Below are 20,808 nucleotides of genomic sequence, written 5' to 3' on the forward strand. Positions count from 1 at the left end.
GTCTCCGGACACGGACGCCGTGGGCTTCGTGCCGGTCGTGTGACAGTCGCCGCATCCGCGGAAACCTGGCCCGCGTCGCGCTCGGCTCGCTATTATCACGGGCAATTCGGCTGCCGGGAGCTGGCGAATCTCGGGGTGGCCTCCCCGACAGTCCCCGAGGGGAGGCGGGTTTCATCCATGGCGTGTCGTATCAGTGAGCTGGTGCTCAGCTGCAGAGAACCCGAGGTGCTCGCCCAGTTCTGGTGTGAGGTCCTGGACTTCGTCGTGCTCGATCGTGAGGACGACGGGACGCTCGAGATCGGGCCACGCGAAGGGTTCGGCGGCGCGCAGCCGACCATCATCCTGAGTCGCAGAGATGAGCCCGAGCCGGGAAAGTCGCGCTTGCACATCGATGTCAACGCGATCGATCGTGATCAGGACGCGGAACTCGAGCGCCTGTTGAGCCTGGGCGCACGTCGGGCCGACATCGGACAGACGGGCGACGAGTCGTGGCACGTGCTGGCCGATCCCGAGGGCAACGAGTTCTGCCTCCTGAAGACTCGCCTCGAGCCCCTCTGATGCACGTGCTGACGCCACGACCGCCGGGGCCGTGGCGGGAGGGCGAGTTCCCGGCATTGACAAATCGTTGGGTTTTTACAACACTTTGTTCCATGAGTCCGGTACGCCGTGGGGAAACGCTCCCCATCTTCAACCGCATCCGCGTTCTCCGTGCGGAACGCGGTATGAGCCGAGCCCAACTTGCCGAGCTCATCGACGTGAACCCCCAAACGGTGGGCGCACTCGAGCGCGGAGACCACTATCCGAGCCTGGATCTTGCTTTCCGGATCTGCGACGTCTTCGACCTCCCGGTCGAAGCGGTCTTCTCGCGCACCGAGTTCACCCCCTTGTCGACCGAGCTCTACAGACCCCACACCAAGGAGGCCTGACATGTCCACCGCGTCGCTCATCGACCGGTACGAGGACTACCGCACCCGCCGGTTCCTCACGCACGAGGCCACATTCGCGAAATGGCTGCCGGCATGGCGCACCCGGCACCGTCGCCGCATCCTCGCCGGTGCCGTCGTCGCCCTGATCTCGGCGATGTTCGTCATCTCCGTGGCAACCTACTTCTTCCCTGTCGTCGCCATTGTGTGGCTAGCTGTCGTGTTGGTATTCCTGCCCACGTGGACATGCCTGCAGATCGTCTCGGGGCGGCAGTCCGACGCACCCCGGCATGCCCTCGACGAGCGTGAGATCGCCGAACGCAACAGCGCCCGCTCGATCGGGCTCTCGGTGGCGCAGAGCCTGCTCCTGATCCCGATCTTCGCGCTCCTGTGGAGCCCGCCGTTCGACTTCATCGACCACAAAGCGCTGTGCTACTCGGCGGGTGGATTCGCTCTCGCCGCAATACTTTTCAGCGGATGCCTCCCGGCAGTGCTGCTGGCGTGGACCCGACCCGACGACGACCCGGAGGACCAACTATGACCCTCACCATCGACAATCTCTCGAAACGTTACGGCTCCACGGTCGCCCTCGACGGGGTGAGCTTCGAGGTGCAGCCCGGTGAACTGTTCGGGTTCGTCGGCAGCAACGGTGCCGGCAAGACCACCACCATGCGCATCGCGCTGGGAGTGCTCGCCGCAGACGGCGGAGAAGTCCGGCTTTCGGGCAAGCCCGTCGATCTCGACGTCCGCCGCACCATCGGGTACATGCCCGAGGAGCGCGGGCTCTATCCGAAGATGAAGGTCGGTAACCAACTGATCTATCTTGCTCGGTTGCACGGGCTTTCGAAGCGCGATGCCACGGCGGCGATGCAGCGCTGGACCGAAAGGCTGGGCATCGCCGAGCGGATCGGTGACACGGTCGATTCACTGTCTCTCGGCAATCAGCAGCGCGTTCAGCTCGCCGCAGCGCTCATACACGATCCCGCCGTCCTCGTTCTCGACGAACCGTTCTCGGGTCTCGATCCGGTCGCCGTCGATGTCATGAGCGAGGTTCTCGTCGAGAAGGCGAACACCGGTGTCCCGGTGATCTTCTCGAGCCACCAGCTCGATCTGGTACAGCGACTGTGCGAGCGCGTCGGCATCATCGTCCATGGACGCATGCGCGTCGTCGGTGCCGTCGACGACTTGCGCGCCGAGGGTGCTTCCCGTCTGGTCGTGCACGCTCCCGACGCCCCCGCCGGCTGGGCCGACGGCCTGCCGGGTGTCTCCGGCTCGGAATACACAGAGGGTCGCACCGTGCTCACCATCGAGCCGGGCACCGACGACCAGCAGATCCTCAAAACTGCGCTGTCCACCGGACCGGTACACGAGTTCTCCTTGCAGCAACCGTCCCTGACCGACCTGTTCCGAGAGGTGGTAGCCGCATGAGCGCCCCACTGAGCAACTCGCACGCGATCGGCCTGGTGGCGCGCCGCGAATTCGTCACCCAGGTACAGAAGAAGAGCTTCGTCATCAGCAACGCGATCGTGCTCGCTGCGATCGTCGTCGGCATCGTCGCGATGTCAATCTTTTCAGGGGGCGAAGACGAGCGCCCCGCCGTGGGTGTCGTCTCCGGCTACACCCTCGGCACGACGCTCGGTTCCATCGGCGACGCCGTGGGCACGCCGATCGAAGTCTCTACCGTGCCCGACGCCGACGCCGCTCGCGAGCAGGTAGGTGCGGGCAGCCTCGACGTCGCCCTCGTTCCCGGCGGTGACGGTACCGTCACCGCGATCACCGAGTCCGATATCGACGCCGATCTCAAAGCACTCATCGATACCGCGGTCGTGCAGGAAGCCCAATCCGCGGCGCTGTCCACCCGCGGAGTCGACCCCGCGGAGATCGCTGCGGCCGCTGCTCGCGCAACAGTAGTCGTCGAGGCCATCGAACCTCCCGACCCCGAACAGGGCCAGCGGATCATCCTGGCGACCGTTTCGGTGCTCCTGCTGTACTTGCAGATCCTGCTGTTCGGAACGTATGTCGCGATGGGCGTGGTCGAGGAGAAGTCCTCGCGTGTCGTCGAACTCCTGCTCTCCACCCTCCGGCCGCTGCAGCTGCTGTGGGGCAAGATTCTCGGTATCGGTGCCGTCGGCCTGCTCCAGCTCACCGCATACGGCGTCGTGGGTGTCGGCGCGTCTGTCGCCACCGGGACGCTCACCATCACCGGCACCGCGATCGGTGTGCTGGCCGGCACGCTCGGCTGGTTCATCCTCGGCTTCGCGTTCTTCGCCGTGCTCTACGCCGCAGCGGGGTCGATGGTCTCGCGGCAGGAAGACGTGAACTCCACGTCCGGCCCGTTGATGATCGTCATCATCGCGATGTTTTTCGCGGCGTTCTCTTCGATCGACGATCCGGAAGCCTCGTGGAGCACGACCCTGAGCTGGATCCCGCCGTTCTCGGCAATCCTCATGCCGCTCCGCATCGCGGCAGGTGTCGCGACTCCGGTACAAATCGTCGGCACCGTACTGCTCATGGTCGCCGCAACGGCACTGCTCAGCCTCGTAGCGGCGAAGATCTACCAACGTTCGATCCTGCGTATCGGCCGCACGGTGACGTGGAAGGAAGCACTCGGCCGCTGAGCGCACGGCGGTACACCGAAGCTGGACGAGCGCCCGCCTCGTATAGGTTTGTTCCACAGCATGATCGACAGGTGGAGGCGACGTGGCGGGCACCAAGATCTCGGCGCAGGATTTCATCGACAACGTGGTCGACCCGGGAAGTTTCACCTCGTGGGATACCACCCCGGTAAAGGTCCACGCCGACGAGAAATATCAGGCGGACCTCCGTCGCGCCGCCGAGAAGTCCGGTACCGACGAATCGGTTCTCACCGGAACAGGCACAGTGCACGGTCGCCGCGTGGCGCTGATCGCATGCGAGTTCTCCTTCCTCGCAGGGTCGATCGGCGTCGCGGCGGCCGAGCGGATCGTGACCGCGATCGAACGCGCCACCGCCGAGCGTCTCCCCCTGCTCGCCTCCCCCACCTCGGGAGGCACCCGAATGCAGGAGGGGACGCTCGCGTTCGTGCAGATGGTGAAGATCGCCGCTGCAGTCGCAGAGCACAAGGCTTCACATCTGGGTTACCTCGTGTACCTGCGTAATCCGACCACCGGCGGTGTGTTCGCGTCGTGGGGATCGCTCGGACACGTCACTGTCGCCGAACCCGGCGCACTCGTCGGGTTTCTCGGCCCCCGCGTCTACCAGGCGCTCTACAACGAACCTTTCCCGGAGGGCGTGCAGACGGCGGAGAACCTCTACCGCAAGGGCGTGATCGACGGAGTCGTCCCGCTCGAAAAAGTCCGGCGACTCGTCCACCGACTGCTCCGTGTGCTCGTGGAACCGGATCGGCCCGACACCAGCACTTCTCGCGCCGTCACCACCGTCGACGACGTGCCCGGCATCCCGGCCTGGCAGTCGGTCATGCTCAGCCGCAGGCCCGAACGCCCGGGGATCCGTGAATTGCTCCGGCACGCCGCGTCGGCTCAGGTACGACTGTCCGGTACCGGGGAAGGCGAGTCCGATAAGACGGTGTTGTTGTCGCTGGCGCGTTTTCGTGGCGTGTCGTGTGTGATGTTCGGGCAGGACCGCACCGGCCAGTCCGCGTCGAGCACGATGGGACCCGGCGCGCTGCGGGAAGCACGTCGCGCAATGCGGCTCGCCGAAGAACTCCGACTCCCTCTCGTTCTCGTCATCGACACCCTCGGCGCGTCGTTGTCGAAGGAGGCCGAGGAACGCGGACTCGCGCCCGAAATCGCCCGCTGCATATCCGATCTCGTGACCTTGTCGACGCCGACCGTGTCGGTGCTGCTCGGCCAGGGCACAGGCGGGGGTGCGCTCGCGTTGCTGCCCGCCGACCGTGTGCTGTGCGCGCAACACGGGTGGCTCGCTCCGCTGCCACCCGAGGGAGCCAGCGCCATCGTGCACCGCGACACCACCCATGCCCCGCGCATGGCAGAAGCACAGGGAATCCGCGCGCGGGACCTGCTGCGCGAGGGGATCGTGGACGGGGTGATTCCCGAACGACCCGACGCGAGCGAGGAACCGGTGGAATTCGTGAAGCGAGTCGGTGCCGCCGTCGCACGCGAACTCACCGAACTGGCCGGGGAACCCGCCGACCAGCGGTACAGCCGCCGCATCGACCGGTATCGCCGGTTGGGTCTTCCGGCGGAGTGAGCTTCACCGGGGCGGATCAGGGACGCACGCCCACCCCGGTCGCGACTTCCTCGACACGGCCACGCAGGCTGTCGGCCACCAGCGGCGGGGTCGGCGCTCCGGCACCCTCCCGCAGTCCCGAGACGAATTCTGCGAGCACATCCAGCGGCTCGGCGGACGGCGACCAGCCGAGTTCGGTCCGAGCGCGCGTGCAATCCATCAGTGGTAGCCGAAGGACGGTATCGAGAAGCCCCGGATCGGCCGGCGCGAGATGGGTATGCCAGGCCGCGGCGACGGCAGAGCGAATGATCCCGCGCTTGACCGGCACCACCCGCGCGCCCAGCACTTCCGCGAACGAGTGGGCGTCGACCGGCGGATCCGCCGCGATGTTGAACGCACCCCGCACGGGCCGCAGGACGGCACGCACGTAGGCATCCGCCGCGTCGTCGGAATGCAGGATCTGCATCCGCAGCCCCGGCATGTCCGGAACGACCGGAATCGCAGGCAGCAGCGAGCCCGGTACGAACGGCCCCGCAAAGATCCGTCGCTGCGCTGTGGCAGAGCGTCGCTGGAAGATGAACCCGGGCCGCATCCGGACGAGACGGATCTCCGGATGCTCGAGTTCGAAGGCGTCGTACCACCGCTCGAGATAGGCCTTCTCCCTCGGATACGCCGCGCCCGGCCATCCGTGGGTGGGCCACGTTTCGTCGACGCGCGGTTCCTCGACTCCGGGCTCCGAAGTCGGGCCGGGTGAATAGGCCCCGACAGACGACGCCACCACGATCACGGGCACCTGCGCCTCCGCCGCGGCGGTCAGTGTCCGGATCGTGCCCAGCACGTTGTTCTCCCACGTCGTCTCAGGTTTGTGGGTGGGTTGGAACAGCCAGGCGAGGTGGACGAGCGCGTCGGCGCCGCGCAGCGTCTCCGCGAGATCGTCCGACGCGACATCGACAGGCGCGAAGGTCGATTTGGGGACCGTCCAGTCGGTCGGGCGACGGGCAATGCCCATGACCGATTCCACGGCGGGTTCCGCCCCGAGGGCGCGAACCACTGCGGTGCCGACGTTGCCGGTCGCGCCGGTGACCACCACGTGCATGCCGGAAGAGCTAGCTTTCGAGTGTTCGGTCATGCTTCCGAGTACCCGGCGGGTGCGACGTAAACCTGCGGCTACCACGCACCGGTGTCACGATTCCGGAACACCGAGCCGGCCGAAGTGCCGATAAGGCACGCACTCTTATATCACCGCCCGAGCTGCGATTCCCCCACGCGGGGTGGTTGTCTGCGCTGCGCAACTGTGCCGCCGGGGATTCAGTCGTCCTCCCAGATCAGGTTGTGCAGGCGCATCGCTTCGATCAGGTCGGGGTCGTGTTCCTCGACGGGGCCGTAGTCCAGGACCGTGATGTTCTTGCTGACCGGTCCGTCACCGGGACGTTCGTACAGCGCCCAGAGCACCAGCCCGTCGCCGTGCCGGGAGTCGAATTGGATGCCGGCCACCGGCTCACCGTCGGGATCGGAGAGGGTGTTGACCCACTGGGAGATCGCCTGGGTGAGGGCGCGCGGGCGGCCGTCGCGGATCGCCGCGGTGTCGAGGTCGAGGGAGGCCGTGCCGGATCGCGTGGGGCCGGAAGAGGGTTCGCAGGGTGGCCACCGACTCGGTGTCGCCGGGCACGACGAACCATCCGCTGATCGCTCCGCTGCCGGTGACCCTGCTCGACATCCACGACCGCGGGATACGACCCGGTTCGATGGTGGGGAACTCATCTGGCTCGTCGTCGACGATCTCCTCGAGCGCGGCGCTGAGCTCCTCGCTCCTGCGCGCGTAGGCGAGGACCTCGAGGTAACACGACAGGCGGGTCGCGCCGACGTACAGGGTTCGCCACATCCCCGCAGGATCGTCCCAGCGGCCGGTGAAGCGCCCGTCGGTGGCGAACTCCCACGGTGTCCACTCCCACGAGGTCGGCGGGTAGCCAACGCGGTAGGCGACCACGCCATCGACGTGGAAGCAGCGGACATCGCCGCGCGGGGTCGAGATCAACGATCGATCCGGTGCGTTCATCCGACCGCCGCGAACTGCCGGGCAGCGGCAAGGACCTTCGGGCCGACATCGGACAGATCGCCCTCGCGCAGCAGCAGCGCCGGCGGACGGTCGTCCAGGATCGGGTTCAGACCCTGGAACCAGGTCTGGGCCACGGCGGCGGTATCGCGCTCGACGATCAGCCGGGCGACACGGTAGGCGATACGGAGGCGTTCGACGTCGGTGTCGTTGTTGATGGTGCGGGTGCCTTCTGCCCACTGGCGCACAGCGCGGGTTTCTTTCACCTTCCCCAGGTACGCGACCAGCTTGGCGCCGAGCAGCTCACGCAGCGCCGTGACCAGCTCCGATTGGGTCATTCGGGCGGCGTCGTTGTAGGCGGCGAGGTCGGGTCGTGGGTGTGCGGTTGTCATGGCATCCACCTCCTGATTACAGGATAAATCACATGTTCAGTACCGTCCATGTTCCCACCCGGGCCGCCACCTCGCAGGCGAAGCACCGACCAGGCCCCGGACCGGCAGAGGACCGAATCGAAGAAATCGGCCGATCAGGGGAACCATGCCGGCTTCCCGCACCTCTCGCCGACACGCACTCCCCAGCCTCGATCCTGCGCTGCTGGTCGACCTGGAACGCCCTGGGCAGCTACCTGTTCACCTCGGATCTGATCGTTGCCGACCCGATGGATGCGGTCCTGCGCCCCAAGGTCGCCAAGACCGTACCGAAGGCCTTCGATCAGGACGCGGTCAGAAACTGATCACCGCGCTGACCACAGACGAGGACGACAACGCACACGCCTGGCGAGAACGCGACCTCGCAATCGTCCTCACCGCACTGCTCACCGGATGCCGCCTGTCCGAACTGGTCACCCTCAATATCGGGGAATTCCGCAACCTCGACGACACGGGTCGACTCGAGTCGATTACCCTGCACGGCAAGGGAAACAAGCAACGCGTCCTCACCGCCGAGCCCGCACTCGTCGACGCGCTCACGTCCTACCTCGACTCGCGCCTGCAGCGATTCCCCGGCAGCGGCAAGGCCCGCACCTCCCCCCACCGCCTCACCCTGGCGCCGCCAACGGGCCACCGACCCCCCTTCCTCGGTGCCGGCAGACCTGGTCCTTCGCTTGGGCGCAGCGAGCGCGGCGACTTTGCGTGCGGTGTCCGGCATGCGGTGTGACCGGAGCGTGCGTGGTAGTTCTCGTTCGTAGGTGCGTTGGATCGAGGCGACCACCCACACAGCGACCAGCCGTCACGGCCGCGGATCGGTGCGGGTCCACCGGCGCCGATCACTGAGCGTGGCCCCGCTACAGCGACGGCACGGGAAGACTCCGTGTTCCCCGAGTTCGGCCAGGTACAGGGCGTCGGTCCACGGCACGTGCGGGAAGCGGGCGAGTCGGGCACGGGAGAGCGGGACTCCGCACAGGGTCTGGTTGGTGCCGGGCGTCCACGCGTGCGTATCGCCACGCGGGTATCTGATCCCGTCGGTGTCGGTCCACCGACTCGACGCCGCGACTGCGGGTGTGGTTCGTTGAGCCATGGGATCCGGATTCCCCGAACGGGCGAGATCACGCCCACCTCCTCCACTGCCCTTCCGTCCACTGCCCTTCCGTCGGCACCCCGCTCGGCGCCCAACCACTGCCGCCCGTCGCACATCGCGTTCGGGGCCGAGGCCGGTCGCATAGGGTGACGCGGTCACCACTGTCAGTGCGAGGGAAGGACACCAGGCGATGAGCTCGTACGAGGAGGCGTTCCACCAGAGCGTCGAGGACCCCGAGGCCTTCTGGCTCGAGGCCGCGAAGGCCGTCGACTGGGACACCGCGCCCACCCGCGCACTGGACGACACGCACGCACCCTCGTACCGGTGGTTCCCGGACGGCACTCTCAACACCAGTGTCAACGCGCTCGACCGGCATGTCGCAGCAGGTGCAGGTGACCGGACCGCGCTGATCTGGGATTCGGCGATGGTGCCGGCGAAGAAGACCTACACGTACGCAGAACTGCTCGACGAGGTCGCCACATTCGCGGGAGTGCTGCGCGACCAGGGCGTCGTGGCCGGCGACCGCGTCATCATCTACATGCCGATGATTCCGGAGGCCGCGATCGCGATGCTCGCGTGCGCCCGCATCGGTGCCGTGCACTCGGTGGTCTTCGGCGGGTTCGCGGCGAAGGAACTCGCGACCCGCATCGACGATGCCCGTCCGGTCGTGCTCGTCACCGCGTCGGGTGGGCTCGAGCCCGGCCGCACCGTCGAGTATCTCCCCATGGTCGAGACGGCTCTCGGGCTGTCGAAGACTCCCCCGCACACTGTGATCGTGAAGGATCGGGAACAGATTCCCGGTTCCGCTGCCGATTACAAGACGTCGTCCGCCGCGTGGTTCGACTGGGACGAACTCGTCGCCGACTCGTCGCCGGCCGAACCTGTCTCGGTCGCCGCCACCGACCCGCTCTACATCCTCTACACCTCCGGAACCACCGGAAAGCCCAAGGGCGTCGTCCGCGACAACGGCGGACACGCGGTCGCGCTGACGTGGTCGATGCGCAACATCTACGACATCGGTGCAGGCGACGTGTGGTGGACCGCGTCCGACGTCGGGTGGGTGGTCGGGCACTCGTATATCGTCTACGGCCCACTGCTCGCCGGCGCCACCACGGTGCTGTACGAGGGCAAGCCGGTAGGCACCCCCGACGCGGGCGCGTTCTGGCGCATCATCGCGGAGAACAACGTCAAAGCGCTGTTCACGGCACCGACCGCGATCCGCGCGGTCCGCAAGGCGGATCCCGACGCCGAGGAACTCGCGAAGTATTCGATCGACTCGCTGGAAACGCTGTTCGCCGCCGGGGAACGCCTCGACCCCGACACCTACGCCTGGGCGACCCGCGTACTCGAGCGACCGGTCGTCGACCACTGGTGGCAGACCGAGACGGGCTGGGCGATCGCCGCGAATCTGCGCGGTCTCGATCCGATGCCGCTCAAGGCGGGTTCTCCGACGGTGCCGGTGCCGGGGTACCGCGTCGAAATCGTCGATGCCCATGGCGAACTCGTGAAGGCGAACACCGAAGGCAACATCGTCGTCCGGCTTCCGCTTCCGCCGGGCACCTTGACCGGTCTGTGGCAGGACGAGGACCGGTACCGCAGGTCGTATCTCGACACGTTCCCCGGCTACTACCTCACCGGCGACTCGGGTTATGTGGACGAGGACGGCTACGTGTTCGTGCTCGGGCGCTCCGACGACGTGATCAACGTTGCCGGGCATCGTCTTTCGACGGGAACGATGGAAGCGGTCGTGGCGTCGCATCCGGCCGTCGCCGAATGCGCGGTGGTGGGCATCCACGACGAGATCAAGGGGCAGCGTCCGTCGGGATACGTCGTCCTCAAGGCCGGTGTGGAAATCGACCCCGAGACCTTGCGACAGGAACTCGTCGCAATGGTGCGCGACCAGATCGGTGCGGTGGCGACGTTCCGGGACGTGACCGTCGTGCAGGCACTGCCGAAAACCCGATCCGGCAAGATCCTCCGAAAGACCATGCGCCAGATCGCCGACCACGAGCAGTACACCGTGCCGTCCACGATCGAAGACCCGGCAGTGCTCGAGGCGCTTCGGGCGCAACTGGGTGGCTGACCCCGCGAGGGTCTAGCGGCGGCGACGCCAGACGACGACCAGCACGACGGCGACGAGAACTGCCCCGGCTGCGGCAAGCAGGTCGGGGCGGTTCCGTACCGCTTCGACGCGCTCGTCGGCCGCGTGCTTGACGCGGGTGGGCACGTCCAGCCGGTCGGTCAGTTCGCCTACCGTCGCAGCGAGTTCGGCGCGCTGCTGTTCGATATCGGGCTCGGGTCCGCCCGACCCGTTGGGGGTCGACTCGGTGGGCCCGGTGTTGGAAGAGTCGGGTCGGCTCATTGCATTGCTCCCTTCGCGGCGGCCACGTCGGCCCGAACGCTGTCGACCGCGTGTGCCGGCATCGGCGGCGCGGCATTCTTGGCCTTCGAGGCGCCGACGGCCGCGAGGATGCCCCCGATCACGAGAACCACAACGGCGACGATCAGTGCCGCCAGCCAGGGTTCCACGGCGGTCGCGAGCCCCAGCACACCCGCCGCGATGAGGGTGGCGAGCCCGAGGTAGAGCAGAAGCGCACCGGCCCCGGAGATTCCGGCACCGATACCGATCCTGGTGCCCTTGGACTTCACTTCGTCGAGGGCATGGGTGACCTCGGTGCGCACGAGGGTGGAGACCTGCGCGGTCAGCCGTTCGGTGAGTTCGACAGTGGACAGTTCGGAGGGCTGGGCCGCCACGTGACGCGCACCCCCTCCGGTCGGTTCCGTCATGTTCGTTCCCCTTCCTGGTTGTCGCCGACTTCTCCACGCAGGCGACGCCCGCGTTCGATCAGTTCTTGATGCTTCGCCTGGTTCTTCTCACTCGCACGGGTGTCGCGCGGGGGCAGTTGGAGGGTCTTCTCCGCTTCGATTCCACCTTGCAACTGCCGGCCACGTTCGAGTTCCGCATCGAATTCGGCCCCGAACAGCAGTGCCAGGTTGGTGATCCACAACCACAACAGGAAGATCACCGCACCGGCGAGCGAACCGTAGGTCTTGTTGTAACTCCCGAAATTGCTGACGTACACCGCGAACAGCACCGACGCGACGATCCAGACCACGATCGCGATCACAGAACCGACGCTCACCCACCGGAACTTGGGCTGCTTGACGTTGGGTGTGGCGTAGTAGAGCACCGCCACAAGGACGATGACGAGTATCAGCATCACGGGCCACTTCGCGATGTTCCAGACCGTCACCGCTGTCTCGCCCAGGCCGACGACGTCACCGATGGTGCGGGCGATCGGTCCGCTCACCACGAGCATCAGGCCCGTTGCACCGGCGAAGACCAGGACGAGCGCCGTCACCAGCAGCATCTGGGGGCGCAGCTTCCAGATCGGGCGTCCCTCTTCGATCTCGTAGATGCGATTCATGGCGCGGCCGAAGGCCCCCACGTAGCCGGAAGCCGACCAGAGGGCACCGAGAACACCGATGACGAGGGCGAGGCCGGCGGTGGGTGCCTGCACCAACTGTTCGATGGGTCCGCGCAGGGTGTCGACCGCGGAGGCGGGTCCCAGTTCCTCGACCATCTGGAGCACCGCATCCACGGTGGCCTGGCCCTGCCCGAAGACGCCGAGCAACGAGACCACGACCAGCAACGCAGGAAACAGCGACAGGATGGCGTAATAGGTCAGCGACGCCGCCAGATCGGTGCACTGATCTCGGCTGAACTCCCGCACGGTCCTCTTGACCACGTATTTCCACGACGGTTTCTCGATGTCCGTCGGAGAGTCGGGCTTGCGCGCATCGTCGGGTGCCACGGTTGCGCCGGCCGCACCGTCCCCGCCGTGTTGGTCCGTCATGGCACTCGGGTACCGCGCCGTCGCCCGCACCAAACCGTATCGGCACTACGTAAAACGTACGATCGGAGCATGTCCGACACCGATGCAGTCCGCGGCTCCTCCGAGGGGTTCGCCGACATCATGTCCCAGCTCGACTACCCGATGTACATCGTCACGACGCGCGGCGGAGAAGAACGCAGCGGGTGCCTCGTCGGGTTCACGACTCAGACGGGCATCGATCCGGCACGCTTCCTCGTCGCCATCTCGAACAAGAACCACACCTTCCGTGTCGCCCAGGAGGCCGAGTACCTCGCCGTGCATGTCCTCTCCCCCGAGAACCGCGCGATATCGGAGCTTTTCGGGGAGCAGACAGGCGACGAGATCGACAAGTTCTCGCAGTGCGCGTGGAGCGAGGGTCCGCACGGCCTGCCGATCCTCGACGGCGCAGCCGGCTGGTTCGTCGGGCGCGTGCTGGGCAGATTCGATCTCGGCGACCACATGGGGTTCCTGCTCGATCCCGAGGAGGGCGAACTCCGCGAGAAGCTGGACACGCTGCTGACCTTCCGCGACGTGAGCGACATGGACGCCGGCCACGGCGCGCGACATAGCGGGGAACGAACCGGCGTGATCTGATCGGGTGCATGCACCAACTCGACGACCCCGCCTCCCCCACCGACGTCGGCGACGATCGGCTCCGGCAGTTGTACGCGTATCCGGAAGGGCTCGAGCGCCCGTGGATGCGCGTCAACTTCGTGTCCTCCCTCGACGGTGCGGTCGCGGTGGAAGGCCGGTCCGGGGCGCTCGGCACCCCGTCGGACAAGAAGGTCTTCGGGCTGCTCAGGGAACTCGCGGACGTGATCCTCGTCGGCGCGGGCACCGTGCGGACCGAGAACTACGGAGGCGCGCGCACCAGCGAGACGCTTCGTGCGCGTCGTGAAGCGGACGGGCTCGACGCCGTGCCTCCCATCGCGGTCGTGACGACGTCCTGCTACTTCCCGTCGGATCTGAGGCTGTTCACCGATACGGCGGTGCCTCCGATCGTGTTCACCAGTGCGAGCGCCCCTGTCGCCAACCGCCGCAGGGCGGAGGACGCCGGTGCCGACGTCCGGGTGATCGCCGACGACACCATCGACGGTGCAGCCCTGCTCGCCGCCGTCACGAAGGCCGGATGGACGCGCGTACTGTGCGAAGGAGGTCCGCAATTGTTCGGCAGCATGATCGAAGCCGACATCGTCGACGACCTGTGCCTGACGTTCGCCCCCGTCCTCGCGGCGGGCGCTGCGGGGCGCATCGCCTCGACGCCGACTCCCGTCGTCACCCCCATGCGACGGACCCACCTGGTCGCCGACGACGACGGCACCCTGCTCACCCGATGGATTCGAGACGACAGAGAAGGAGCTTCCCGTGGCCGATGACGACATTGTCGAAGGAACCGATCGTTCCGACGACTTGATCGAACGACTCGCCGACCTCGCGTCCGAGCGCAGTCTGACGGTGGGGTGCGCGGAGTCCCTCACCGCGGGAACGCTGGCGGCGCGCCTCGGCGCCGCGAAAGGCAGTTCGGAGTGGTTTCGCGGCGGCATCGTCGCGTACTCACGCGAGGTGAAACACGGTCTGCTCCGCGTTCCCGAGGGACCGGTCGTGAGCGAGCAAGCTGTCCGGGCCATGGCCGAGTCCACCTCGCGCCTGCTCGAAGCGGAGATCGTGGTTGCCGTGAGCGGAGCGGGCGGACCCGACTCGCAGGACGGGCGCCCGCCGGGCACAGTCTGGTTCGCCACCACCGGGCCGGAGGGAACCCGGTGCGAGGAAAAGCAATTCGAGGGTGACCCCCAAAAAGTGCTCGCCCGGACCGTGCGTCATGCCCTAACATTGCTCGTCGATCGGGCACAGGCCTGACTGCCGAGACGGGAGCATTCTTGCGCACACTCACCTACTACGTGGCCACCACGCTCGACGGGTTCATCGCCGACCCGTCGGGCGGGTTCGATTTCTTTCCGGTACCCGACGAACTGGTGGTGTCGGTACTCGTCGAGGAGTTTCCGGAAACCATCCCCACCCAGGCGCGTGCGCATCTCGGGATCGACCCGCCGAACAAGAACTTCGACGCGGTGGTCATGGGCAGACGCACGTGGGAGCCGTCCCTCGATGACGGGGTCACGAGTTCGTATCAGCATCTGAATCAGTACGTCTTCTCCACCACGATGAGCGAAGCACCGGACGACACCGTCACACTCGTCGACAGCGATCCGCTCGCGTACGTGCGTGATCTGAAGCAACAGGACGGCGGAGGCATCTGGTTGTGCGGGGGCGGATCTCTCGCCGGCGCACTGTTACCCGAGATCGACGAACTCGTCCTCAAGGTCAATCCGATCGTGGCGGGCAACGGAATACCGTTGTTCCGCGCGGACTTCGCACCGCATCACTTCGATCCCGTCGAGAGTCGCTCGGTCGCGGGCGTCACGATCACTCGTCTCGCTGCCCGTCGCTGACCGTGCCGCCGCCGTGACAGCGACGGCTGTCACGGCGGCACCGGATCAGAGGACGGACGGGTCGACGTCCAGGGTGGTGCGGTCGAGGCTCGCGAGCAGATCGAACTGCGGCCCCGTCTTCGGAAGTTCGAATCGGAAGAAGTACCGGGCCGCCGCGCGCTTGCCGTCGTAGAACGCGCCGTCCCGCTCGCCCACGGCGAGGAGTTGTTCGAGCCAGATCCACGCGACCACCACATGCCCGACCGCTTCGAGGTAGACGGTCGAATTCGCCAGCGCGACAGCCGGATCGCCGGTCGACCACAGGGCGGTGGTCGTCTCCCCCACCCGCACGACGGCACGCTGCAACTGCTGCGCGTACTCCGCGGCGTCGCCACCGGCGTCCAGCGCCTTCGTCACGGTCTCGCCGATGGTCTCTCCCAGCACCGCGAGCGCGGCGCCACCCTGCATGATCACCTTGCGGCCGAGGAGGTCCATCCCTTGAATGCCGTGGGTGCCTTCGTGAATCGGATTGAGCCGGTTGTCGCGGTAATACTGTTCGACATCGAATTCCCGGGTGTACCCGTAACCGCCGAGCACCTGGATCGCAAGACTGTTGGCTTCGAGGCACCACTGCGACGGCCACGACTTGGCAATCGGGGTGAGCAGGTCCAGCAGAAGCCCCGCACGCGACCGGGCTGCCTCGTCAGGTGCGGTCCGCTGTTCGTCGACGAGGGTGGAACAGTACAGGCCGAGCGCCAGCGCACCTTCCACGTAGGACTTCTGCGCCAACAGCATCCGGCGTACGTCGGGGTGTTCGACGAGGGCCACCTGAGGGGAAGCCGGGTCTTTCGCGCCGAGTGGGCGGCCCTGTGTCCGGGTGCGTGCGTAGTCGAGCGACTGGAGGTATCCGGCGTAGCCGAGCGAGGTCGCGAGGAATCCGACCCCGATCCGTGCCTCGTTCATCATGTGGAACATGTAGGACAGGCCCTTGTTCGGCTCCCCGAGAAGATAGCCGACCGCTCCCGCCTCTCCGCCCGGTGTGTACGTGCCTTCGCCGAGGTTCAGCAGTGTGTTCGTGGTGCCGCGATTGCCCATCTTGTGGTTGAGGCCCACCAGGGCGACGTCGTTCCGGTCGCCCAGCGTGCCGTCCGGCTCGACGAGGAACTTGGGAACGATGAACAGCGAGATGCCCTTGACGCCGGCGGGGCCTCCCGGAATCTTGGCGAGCACCAGATGCACGATGTTCTCGGTCAATTCGTGGTCGCCGCCGGAGATCCACATCTTCGTTCCGGTCAGGCGGTAGGTGCCGTCGCCCACTGGCACGGCCTTGGTGGTGATGTCGGCGAGCGACGAGCCTGCCTGCGGCTCGGACAGACACATGGTGCCGAAGAACCGGCCTTCGAGCATGTGCGGCACGAAGGTGGCGATCTGCTCGTCGCTGCCGTGCGCGACGAGCAGGCTCGCATTGGCCGCGGTGAGGAACGGGTACGCGGAGGTGCCTGCATTCGCCGCCTGGAACCACGCCATCGACGCGCGCAGAACCGCGATGGGCAACTGCATGCCGCCGTGCGCTTCGTCGAACCCGCCGGCGATCAGCCCCGCCTTGGAGAAGAGGTCGAGTGCGGCCTTGACCTCCGGGATGATCTCGACGCGGCCGTCCTCGTCCATCCGGGGTTCCTGGGCATCGGCCTTCTTGTTGTGCGTCGCGAAATGCTTCGTAGCGATGTCCGCACTCAGGTCCAGCACCGCGTCGAACGTTTCACGGGAATGCTCCGCGAACCGCGAACGGGTGGTCAGGGACTCGATGTCGAGCCAGTCGTACAGCAAGAAGTCCAGGTCGCGGCGGGACAGCACGGGAGCAGGCATGGAGGGGTCCTTTCGGCGGAGTACCGATCGAGCGCGCACCCAGTAGAGCAATCCGGGCGGGCCGGACGACCGGCGGGGTGGCAGCCGTGGGTGCACGGTACCGCGCGATGCTTGGCGCCGACGCCACGAATACGGGAATACTGCCCTTCATGAGCGGATCCCCTTCTGTGCTGGTCGTCGACGACGACGCGGACGTCCTCGCCTCCCTGCACCGCGGTCTCCGCCTCTCCGGATTCTCGGTGTTGACCGCCGCCGGGGGTGCCGAAGCCCTCGAAGTCGTAGAAGCCGAGCGGCCCGACGTGATGGTGCTCGACATGAACATGCCCGGTCTCGACGGGACAGCCGTCATCACCACCCTGCGCGGTGCGGGGGACGACATCCCGATCTGCGTGCTCAGTGCCCGCGACACCGTCGACGACCGCATCGCCGGGCTCGAATCCGGCGCCGACGACTACCTGACCAAACCGTTCGTCCTCGCCGAACTCGTCGCGCGTATCAAAGCAATGCTGCGCCGCCGCGCACCGGCCGACGATCAGGCGGTGCGGGTCGGCGCCCTGCGCATAGAACCGGCGGGCCGGCGGGTGTTCGTCGACGGCGATCCCGTGGACATGACCAAACGCGAATTCGAGCTGCTCGAGGTCCTGGCCCGCAATGCGGGCATCGTGCTCTCCCGCGAGCGCCTGTTGTCGCTCGTGTGGGGCTACGACTTCACCTCAGACACCAACGTCGTGGACGTGTTCGTCGGCTATCTCCGCCGCAAGCTCGAATCAGGTGGCCGCGCCCGGCTCGTCCACACCGTGCGCGGCGTCGGCTTCGTTCTCCGGGAGCCCTGAGGTGCCCCGCTCGTTCTCGTTGCGCGCACGAGTGGCCACCGCGACCGCGCTGGGCACGACCATCGTCGTGGGGATTCTGGGTGTCATTGTGGCGCTGGCAATTTCGCGCAACAATCTGGCACAACTCGACCGGCGCCTCGACCTCGCCGCCGATGTGCTGGCAGCCAACGCCGCGGCCGCCGAATTGTTCCTGCCGGTATTCGGCGACGGCGGTGCGTTCGCCATGACGATCCGCGCGGAACCCGACGGCGCACTGCGGGCGAGCACGCCCACGGAACTGCCCGTCCTCGAACCCGGCGCGCAGACCGTCACCCTCGACGGGATCGACTACCGCGCGTACACCACCCCCATCGAATCGAATCGCGGTCTGATGTCGGTGGCCGTCCTGCTGGCCGAGGCGCAGGATGTGACCACGGATCAGCACCGGCAGGTATTGATCGCCGGCGCCGTCGCAGTGGCCGCCGCGACCGGTCTCGGCTGGCTGCTCGGCGGTGGCGCGGTGCGTCCGCTCGTCGACCTGACCCGCCGGATCGTCGCCCGCGACCGGGATCTCTCGCCACGCCCCTCCGGAGTCACGGAAGCCGACGAACTCGCGTCGGCGGTGGGCGCGATGCTCGACGACGTGGCACGCGCGCGTGCCGCCACCGACGCCGCGCTGGCCACGGCGCGTGACTTCGCGGCGGCAGCGGCACACGAGATGCGGACGCCCCTCACGGCGATGCGGACGGACATCGAAGTACTCACGACCCTCGACCTCGAGGCGGACGACCGGTCCGAGATACTCACCGACCTCGCGCGCACTCAGGCACGGCTGGAAGCGACCCTCAACGACCTCGAACGCCTCGCCAGAGGCGACCTGTCCACCGACCGCGATTTCGTCGACGTCGATCCCGTCGAGATCTGCGACACCGCTGCCGCGGACGCGATGCGCCGATATCCGGGCCTGACCGTGGACGTCCGCGGGGATGCCGGCCGGACGCTGCGCGGCCTGCCCGCAGGCCTGCGACTCGTGGTGGACAACGCGATCACCAATGCCGTCCGGCACGGCGGCGCATCGCTCGTTCGGATCACCGTCTCGAGGGACGATGCCGCCACCAGCCTGATCGTCGACGACGACGGAGTGGGTGTCCCCGCCGACGAACGCTCGGCAGTGTTCGAACGGTTCCGGCGCGGATCGAATTCCCGCCGCACCGGGTCCGGGCTCGGACTGGCACTGGTCGCGCAGCAGGCAACCTTGCACGGCGGCGACGCACACCTGGACGAGAGTCCGCTCGGGGGAGCACGCCTCGTCGTCCGGTTGCCCCGCACGCGCCCCCGCGATCGATGATCGGTACCGGCGACGTTCCCGGCACCGACTCGATCGCGAGGGTGCATTGTGTTCGAATTACTCAGTGCGGGAGAGACTCTCCGGTGAACTCTCGCGCCTCCACGAGCACCAGCCAATTGCCGGAGTTGTCCCGCATCACGGCTTCGATGCCGTACGGCCGTTCGGCCGGTTGCTGAACGAACTCCACCCCCTTGGCAGCGAGCTCGCGATACGTCGCGTGACAGTCGTCGGTGGCGAGACCGAATCCGCCCATGGTTCCGGCGTCCAGTGCCCGCCGGATCGCTTCTGCTGTGTCGTCGGAGAGGGGCGGGCCGGGCTTGGCGAGCGTGACCTGCAGTTCGGGATGGTCGGGGTGCAGGATCGATACCCAGCGGAACCCGTCGCCCAGCGTGACGTCGGTGCCTTCGGCGAATCCCATCGTGTCGGTGTAGAACTTCTTGGCTGCGTCCTGGTCGGTGACCCAGAGGGTGACCAGAGAAATGTTGGTAATCATGTATTCCAACCTAGGGCCGGCGCCGGTGCCTGCGCTTCTCCGAAATTGCGGCGTTCAGGACCGGTCGCTCAGGCCGTGCATGAAGACGTAGCAACCGGGGATTCGCGGCGCACCGGACTCGGCGAACTTCGCCTGATACACCGACGGTGACGTACCGACCAGTTGCCGGAACTTGGCGCTGAACGAACCGAGGCTGGTGTACCCGACGACGTGGCATATCTCGGTGACCGTCAGGTTGGTCGCCCGCAGCAGGTCCTGGGCTCGCTCGATGCGCCGCTCGGCGAGGTAGGCCCCCGGTGTCCTGCCGTACACCGCGGCGAAACACCGGAGGAAGTGAAACTTGGATACGCCGGCGTTGGCGGCGAGTCCGACGAGGTCGAGCGGCTCCGCATAGTCACGGTCGGCGACGTCGCGGGCGCGGCGCAGGTGCGGAAGGAGTTCCGTCGGCACCCGCACTCGTACTGCCATTACCCCAGTCTGGCAGCGAGAACCTGCACGTGCTCGTGAATGCGCCCGGATGCATGAGGGCCCGAGTCCGGCATACGCCGGACTCGGGCCCTCATGAAACGGATTACTACGGCAGGTCGACCAGGTCGATCACGAACACCAGCGTCTTGCCGCCGAGCGGGTGACCGGAACCGGCCGGACCGTATGCGAGTTCCGGCGGCACGGTCAGCTTGCGGCGACCACCGACCCGCATACCCGGGATGCCCTGCTGCCAGCCCGGGATCAGCCGACCGAGCGGGAACGCGACGGACTGACCGCGGCTCCACGACGAGTCGAACTCGTCGTTGGTCTCGTACTCGACGCCCTTGTAGTGCACGTCGACGGTCGCGTCGGGCTGCGCCTCGGGACCTTCACCGATGGTGATGTCCTCGACCACGAGTTCGGTGGGCGCGGGGCCTTCCGACTTCTCGATGACCGGCGGTTCGGGCTGGACCTGCACGTCGAGCAGATCGATCACGAACACGAGCGTCTTGCCCGACAACTGGTGGCCCGATCCGGCGGGACCGTAGGCGAGTTCCGGCGGGATCGTCAGCTGACGACGCCCACCGACACGCATGCCGGGGATGCCCTCCTGCCAGCCGGCGATGAGACCGGCGAGCGGGAAGCGGATGGACTCGCCACGGCTCCACGACGAGTCGAACTCCTCGCCCGTGTCGAACTCGACACCGACGTAGTGCACGTCGACGACCGCACCCGGCGTGGCTTCGGGACCGTCACCGATCGTGATGTCCTTGATGACCAGTTCGGTGGGCGCGGGGCCCTCCTGGAACTCGATCTCCGGTTTACTCACAGGTCCTTC

Annotated in this window: 27 protein-coding genes and 1 pseudogene; 14 read left to right on the forward strand and 14 right to left on the reverse strand. The window is 67.0% G+C overall.

What is annotated here, in order from left to right:
• Positions 1-177 precede the first annotated feature (177 nt).
• From HF877_RS10615 to HF877_RS10640, 6 genes are all read left to right on the forward strand, one after another.
• Positions 178-558 carry a VOC family protein gene (locus HF877_RS10615; protein ID WP_169621149.1) on the forward strand — a complete coding sequence of 127 codons (381 nt, stop codon included), beginning with the start codon at positions 178-180 and terminating at the stop codon, positions 556-558.
• Between the two features lie 92 nt (positions 559-650).
• Positions 651-926, forward strand: a complete 276-nt coding sequence (locus HF877_RS10620; protein WP_169621150.1) for a helix-turn-helix transcriptional regulator — start codon at positions 651-653, stop codon at positions 924-926.
• A gap of 1 nt (position 927) precedes the next feature.
• The gene (locus HF877_RS10625) at positions 928-1,464 is read left to right on the forward strand and encodes a hypothetical protein (protein WP_169621151.1); all 537 of its coding nucleotides are present in this window, start codon (positions 928-930) and stop codon (positions 1,462-1,464) included.
• Entirely contained in the window at positions 1,461-2,351 is an 891-nt protein-coding gene (locus HF877_RS10630) for an ATP-binding cassette domain-containing protein (protein WP_169621152.1), read from the forward strand. Before HF877_RS10625 ends, HF877_RS10630 begins: the two co-directional genes overlap by 4 nt.
• Entirely contained in the window at positions 2,348-3,541 is a 1,194-nt protein-coding gene (locus HF877_RS10635) for an ABC transporter permease (protein ID WP_169621153.1), read from the forward strand. The genes HF877_RS10630 and HF877_RS10635 overlap by 4 nt, the downstream gene beginning before the upstream one ends.
• Before the next feature lie 82 nt (positions 3,542-3,623).
• Positions 3,624-5,132 (forward strand): carboxyl transferase domain-containing protein, encoded by a 1,509-nt coding sequence (locus HF877_RS10640; RefSeq protein ID WP_169621154.1) that lies wholly within the window; start codon positions 3,624-3,626, stop codon positions 5,130-5,132.
• 16 nt (positions 5,133-5,148) lie between these two features.
• Here the strand turns inward: HF877_RS10640 and HF877_RS10645 are convergent, their stop codons facing one another.
• From HF877_RS10645 to HF877_RS10655, 4 genes are all read right to left on the reverse strand, one after another.
• A complete protein-coding gene (locus HF877_RS10645) occupies positions 5,149-6,240 on the reverse strand; it encodes an NAD-dependent epimerase/dehydratase family protein (protein ID WP_169621155.1) in 1,092 nt (363 codons plus the stop codon).
• Between the two features lie 179 nt (positions 6,241-6,419).
• Complete coding sequence (locus HF877_RS21305) at positions 6,420-6,605, reverse strand: hypothetical protein (protein WP_240952262.1); 186 nt, start codon at positions 6,603-6,605, stop codon at positions 6,420-6,422.
• Between the two features lie 4 nt (positions 6,606-6,609).
• Positions 6,610-7,167 carry an RES domain-containing protein gene (locus HF877_RS10650; RefSeq protein WP_240952263.1) on the reverse strand — a complete coding sequence of 186 codons (558 nt, stop codon included), beginning with the start codon at positions 7,165-7,167 and terminating at the stop codon, positions 6,610-6,612.
• The gene (locus HF877_RS10655; RefSeq protein ID WP_169621156.1) at positions 7,164-7,556 is read right to left on the reverse strand and encodes a hypothetical protein; all 393 of its coding nucleotides are present in this window, start codon (positions 7,554-7,556) and stop codon (positions 7,164-7,166) included. Before HF877_RS10655 ends, HF877_RS10650 begins: the two co-directional genes overlap by 4 nt.
• A gap of 32 nt (positions 7,557-7,588) precedes the next feature.
• Between HF877_RS10655 and HF877_RS21310 the strand changes: the two genes are divergently transcribed.
• The gene (locus tag HF877_RS21310; RefSeq protein ID WP_240952265.1) at positions 7,589-7,897 is read left to right on the forward strand and encodes a hypothetical protein; all 309 of its coding nucleotides are present in this window, start codon (positions 7,589-7,591) and stop codon (positions 7,895-7,897) included.
• Here the strand turns inward: HF877_RS21310 and HF877_RS21315 are convergent.
• Together HF877_RS21315 and HF877_RS10665 are read right to left on the reverse strand one after the other, a co-directional pair.
• On the reverse strand, positions 7,876-8,310 hold the full coding sequence (locus HF877_RS21315) for a hypothetical protein (protein WP_240952267.1): 435 nt from the start codon (positions 8,308-8,310) through the stop codon (positions 7,876-7,878). The two genes, HF877_RS21310 and HF877_RS21315, sit on opposite strands and share 22 nt — an antisense overlap.
• Before the next feature lie 81 nt (positions 8,311-8,391).
• Positions 8,392-8,679, reverse strand: a complete 288-nt coding sequence (locus HF877_RS10665; protein WP_169621158.1) for a hypothetical protein — start codon at positions 8,677-8,679, stop codon at positions 8,392-8,394.
• Positions 8,680-8,869: 190 nt separating this feature from the next.
• Here HF877_RS10665 and HF877_RS10670 point away from each other — a divergent pair, with 190 nt between their 5' ends.
• Positions 8,870-10,762 carry a propionyl-CoA synthetase gene (locus tag HF877_RS10670; protein ID WP_169621159.1) on the forward strand — a complete coding sequence of 631 codons (1,893 nt, stop codon included), beginning with the start codon at positions 8,870-8,872 and terminating at the stop codon, positions 10,760-10,762.
• A gap of 12 nt (positions 10,763-10,774) precedes the next feature.
• On the opposite strand, the gene HF877_RS10675 is transcribed toward HF877_RS10670, so the two are convergent.
• The 3 genes from HF877_RS10675 to HF877_RS10685 are packed head-to-tail and all read right to left on the reverse strand — an operon-like array spanning position 10,775 to position 12,536.
• Entirely contained in the window at positions 10,775-11,041 is a 267-nt protein-coding gene (locus tag HF877_RS10675; protein ID WP_169621160.1) for a DUF3618 domain-containing protein, read from the reverse strand.
• The gene (locus HF877_RS10680; RefSeq protein WP_169621161.1) at positions 11,038-11,466 is read right to left on the reverse strand and encodes a phage holin family protein; all 429 of its coding nucleotides are present in this window, start codon (positions 11,464-11,466) and stop codon (positions 11,038-11,040) included. The genes HF877_RS10675 and HF877_RS10680 overlap by 4 nt, the downstream gene beginning before the upstream one ends.
• Complete coding sequence (locus tag HF877_RS10685; protein ID WP_169621162.1) at positions 11,463-12,536, reverse strand: YihY/virulence factor BrkB family protein; 1,074 nt, start codon at positions 12,534-12,536, stop codon at positions 11,463-11,465. Before HF877_RS10685 ends, HF877_RS10680 begins: the two co-directional genes overlap by 4 nt.
• A gap of 69 nt (positions 12,537-12,605) precedes the next feature.
• Between HF877_RS10685 and HF877_RS10690 the strand changes: the two genes are divergently transcribed.
• Genes HF877_RS10690 through HF877_RS10705 form a run of 4 tightly spaced genes read left to right on the forward strand, consistent with a single transcriptional unit; the run spans position 12,606 to position 15,004 of the window.
• On the forward strand, positions 12,606-13,148 hold the full coding sequence (locus HF877_RS10690; protein ID WP_169621163.1) for a flavin reductase family protein: 543 nt from the start codon (positions 12,606-12,608) through the stop codon (positions 13,146-13,148).
• An 8-nt stretch (positions 13,149-13,156) separates the two neighbouring features.
• A complete protein-coding gene (locus HF877_RS10695; RefSeq protein ID WP_169621164.1) occupies positions 13,157-13,930 on the forward strand; it encodes a pyrimidine reductase family protein in 774 nt (257 codons plus the stop codon).
• Positions 13,920-14,411, forward strand: a complete 492-nt coding sequence (locus HF877_RS10700) for a CinA family protein (RefSeq protein WP_169621165.1) — start codon at positions 13,920-13,922, stop codon at positions 14,409-14,411. The genes HF877_RS10695 and HF877_RS10700 overlap by 11 nt, the downstream gene beginning before the upstream one ends.
• 20 nt (positions 14,412-14,431) lie before the next feature.
• On the forward strand, positions 14,432-15,004 hold the full coding sequence (locus HF877_RS10705; RefSeq protein ID WP_169621166.1) for a dihydrofolate reductase family protein: 573 nt from the start codon (positions 14,432-14,434) through the stop codon (positions 15,002-15,004).
• Between the two features lie 45 nt (positions 15,005-15,049).
• Here the strand turns inward: HF877_RS10705 and HF877_RS10710 are convergent, their stop codons facing one another.
• The gene (locus HF877_RS10710; protein ID WP_169621167.1) at positions 15,050-16,849 is read right to left on the reverse strand and encodes an acyl-CoA dehydrogenase; all 1,800 of its coding nucleotides are present in this window, start codon (positions 16,847-16,849) and stop codon (positions 15,050-15,052) included.
• A 149-nt stretch (positions 16,850-16,998) separates the two neighbouring features.
• Between HF877_RS10710 and HF877_RS10715 the strand changes: the two genes are divergently transcribed.
• Together HF877_RS10715 and HF877_RS10720 are read left to right on the forward strand one after the other, a co-directional pair.
• Positions 16,999-17,682: a response regulator transcription factor gene (locus HF877_RS10715; protein WP_169621168.1), complete on the forward strand. Its 684-nt coding sequence runs from the start codon at positions 16,999-17,001 to the stop codon at positions 17,680-17,682.
• 1 nt (position 17,683) lies between these two features.
• Positions 17,684-19,009 (forward strand): HAMP domain-containing sensor histidine kinase, encoded by a 1,326-nt coding sequence (locus HF877_RS10720; RefSeq protein ID WP_169621169.1) that lies wholly within the window; start codon positions 17,684-17,686, stop codon positions 19,007-19,009.
• 61 nt (positions 19,010-19,070) lie between these two features.
• On the opposite strand, the gene HF877_RS10725 is transcribed toward HF877_RS10720, so the two are convergent.
• The 4 genes and pseudogenes from HF877_RS10725 to HF877_RS21325 all read right to left on the reverse strand — a co-directional run.
• Positions 19,071-19,502 (reverse strand): VOC family protein, encoded by a 432-nt coding sequence (locus HF877_RS10725; protein WP_169621170.1) that lies wholly within the window; start codon positions 19,500-19,502, stop codon positions 19,071-19,073.
• Between the two features lie 54 nt (positions 19,503-19,556).
• Entirely contained in the window at positions 19,557-19,970 is a 414-nt protein-coding gene (locus HF877_RS10730) for an AraC family transcriptional regulator (RefSeq protein ID WP_169621171.1), read from the reverse strand.
• A 106-nt stretch (positions 19,971-20,076) separates the two neighbouring features.
• On the reverse strand, positions 20,077-20,448 hold the full coding sequence (locus tag HF877_RS21320; protein WP_346765128.1) for an FKBP-type peptidyl-prolyl cis-trans isomerase: 372 nt from the start codon (positions 20,446-20,448) through the stop codon (positions 20,077-20,079).
• A gap of 3 nt (positions 20,449-20,451) precedes the next feature.
• Positions 20,452-20,799: pseudogene (locus tag HF877_RS21325) on the reverse strand (FKBP-type peptidyl-prolyl cis-trans isomerase); the annotation flags it as partial.
• Positions 20,800-20,808 lie beyond the last annotated feature (9 nt).

The sequence above is a fragment of the Rhodococcus sp. BL-253-APC-6A1W genome (genome assembly GCF_012843405.1).
Taxonomy (GTDB): Bacteria; Actinomycetota; Actinomycetes; order Mycobacteriales; family Mycobacteriaceae; genus Rhodococcus.

Bases quoted from the DNA above. Each gene is read 5' to 3' on its own strand.
- HF877_RS10670 (WP_169621159.1), top strand. From the start codon at position 8,870: ATGAGCTCGTACGAGGAGGCGTTCCACCAGAGCGTCGAGGACCCCGAG.
- HF877_RS10630 (WP_169621152.1), top strand. From the start codon at position 1,461: ATGACCCTCACCATCGACAATCTCTCGAAACGTTACGGCTCCACGGTC.
- HF877_RS10635 (WP_169621153.1), top strand. From the start codon at position 2,348: ATGAGCGCCCCACTGAGCAACTCGCACGCGATCGGCCTGGTGGCGCGC.
- HF877_RS10715 (WP_169621168.1), top strand. From the start codon at position 16,999: ATGAGCGGATCCCCTTCTGTGCTGGTCGTCGACGACGACGCGGACGTC.
- HF877_RS10655 (WP_169621156.1), bottom strand. From the start codon at position 7,556: ATGACAACCGCACACCCACGACCCGACCTCGCCGCCTACAACGACGCC.
- HF877_RS10710 (WP_169621167.1), bottom strand. From the start codon at position 16,849: ATGCCTGCTCCCGTGCTGTCCCGCCGCGACCTGGACTTCTTGCTGTAC.
- HF877_RS21315 (WP_240952267.1), bottom strand. From the start codon at position 8,310: ATGCCGGACACCGCACGCAAAGTCGCCGCGCTCGCTGCGCCCAAGCGA.
- HF877_RS10685 (WP_169621162.1), bottom strand. From the start codon at position 12,536: ATGACGGACCAACACGGCGGGGACGGTGCGGCCGGCGCAACCGTGGCA.
- HF877_RS10650 (WP_240952263.1), bottom strand. From the start codon at position 7,167: ATGAACGCACCGGATCGATCGTTGATCTCGACCCCGCGCGGCGATGTC.
- HF877_RS21310 (WP_240952265.1), top strand. From the start codon at position 7,589: ATGTTCAGTACCGTCCATGTTCCCACCCGGGCCGCCACCTCGCAGGCG.
- HF877_RS10665 (WP_169621158.1), bottom strand. From the start codon at position 8,679: ATGGCTCAACGAACCACACCCGCAGTCGCGGCGTCGAGTCGGTGGACC.
- HF877_RS10680 (WP_169621161.1), bottom strand. From the start codon at position 11,466: ATGACGGAACCGACCGGAGGGGGTGCGCGTCACGTGGCGGCCCAGCCC.
- HF877_RS10730 (WP_169621171.1), bottom strand. From the start codon at position 19,970: ATGGCAGTACGAGTGCGGGTGCCGACGGAACTCCTTCCGCACCTGCGC.
- HF877_RS10690 (WP_169621163.1), top strand. From the start codon at position 12,606: ATGTCCGACACCGATGCAGTCCGCGGCTCCTCCGAGGGGTTCGCCGAC.
- HF877_RS10615 (WP_169621149.1), top strand. From the start codon at position 178: ATGGCGTGTCGTATCAGTGAGCTGGTGCTCAGCTGCAGAGAACCCGAG.
- HF877_RS10620 (WP_169621150.1), top strand. From the start codon at position 651: ATGAGTCCGGTACGCCGTGGGGAAACGCTCCCCATCTTCAACCGCATC.
- HF877_RS10725 (WP_169621170.1), bottom strand. From the start codon at position 19,502: ATGATTACCAACATTTCTCTGGTCACCCTCTGGGTCACCGACCAGGAC.
- HF877_RS10625 (WP_169621151.1), top strand. From the start codon at position 928: ATGTCCACCGCGTCGCTCATCGACCGGTACGAGGACTACCGCACCCGC.
- HF877_RS10695 (WP_169621164.1), top strand. From the start codon at position 13,157: ATGCACCAACTCGACGACCCCGCCTCCCCCACCGACGTCGGCGACGAT.
- HF877_RS10675 (WP_169621160.1), bottom strand. From the start codon at position 11,041: ATGAGCCGACCCGACTCTTCCAACACCGGGCCCACCGAGTCGACCCCC.
- HF877_RS10645 (WP_169621155.1), bottom strand. From the start codon at position 6,240: ATGACCGAACACTCGAAAGCTAGCTCTTCCGGCATGCACGTGGTGGTC.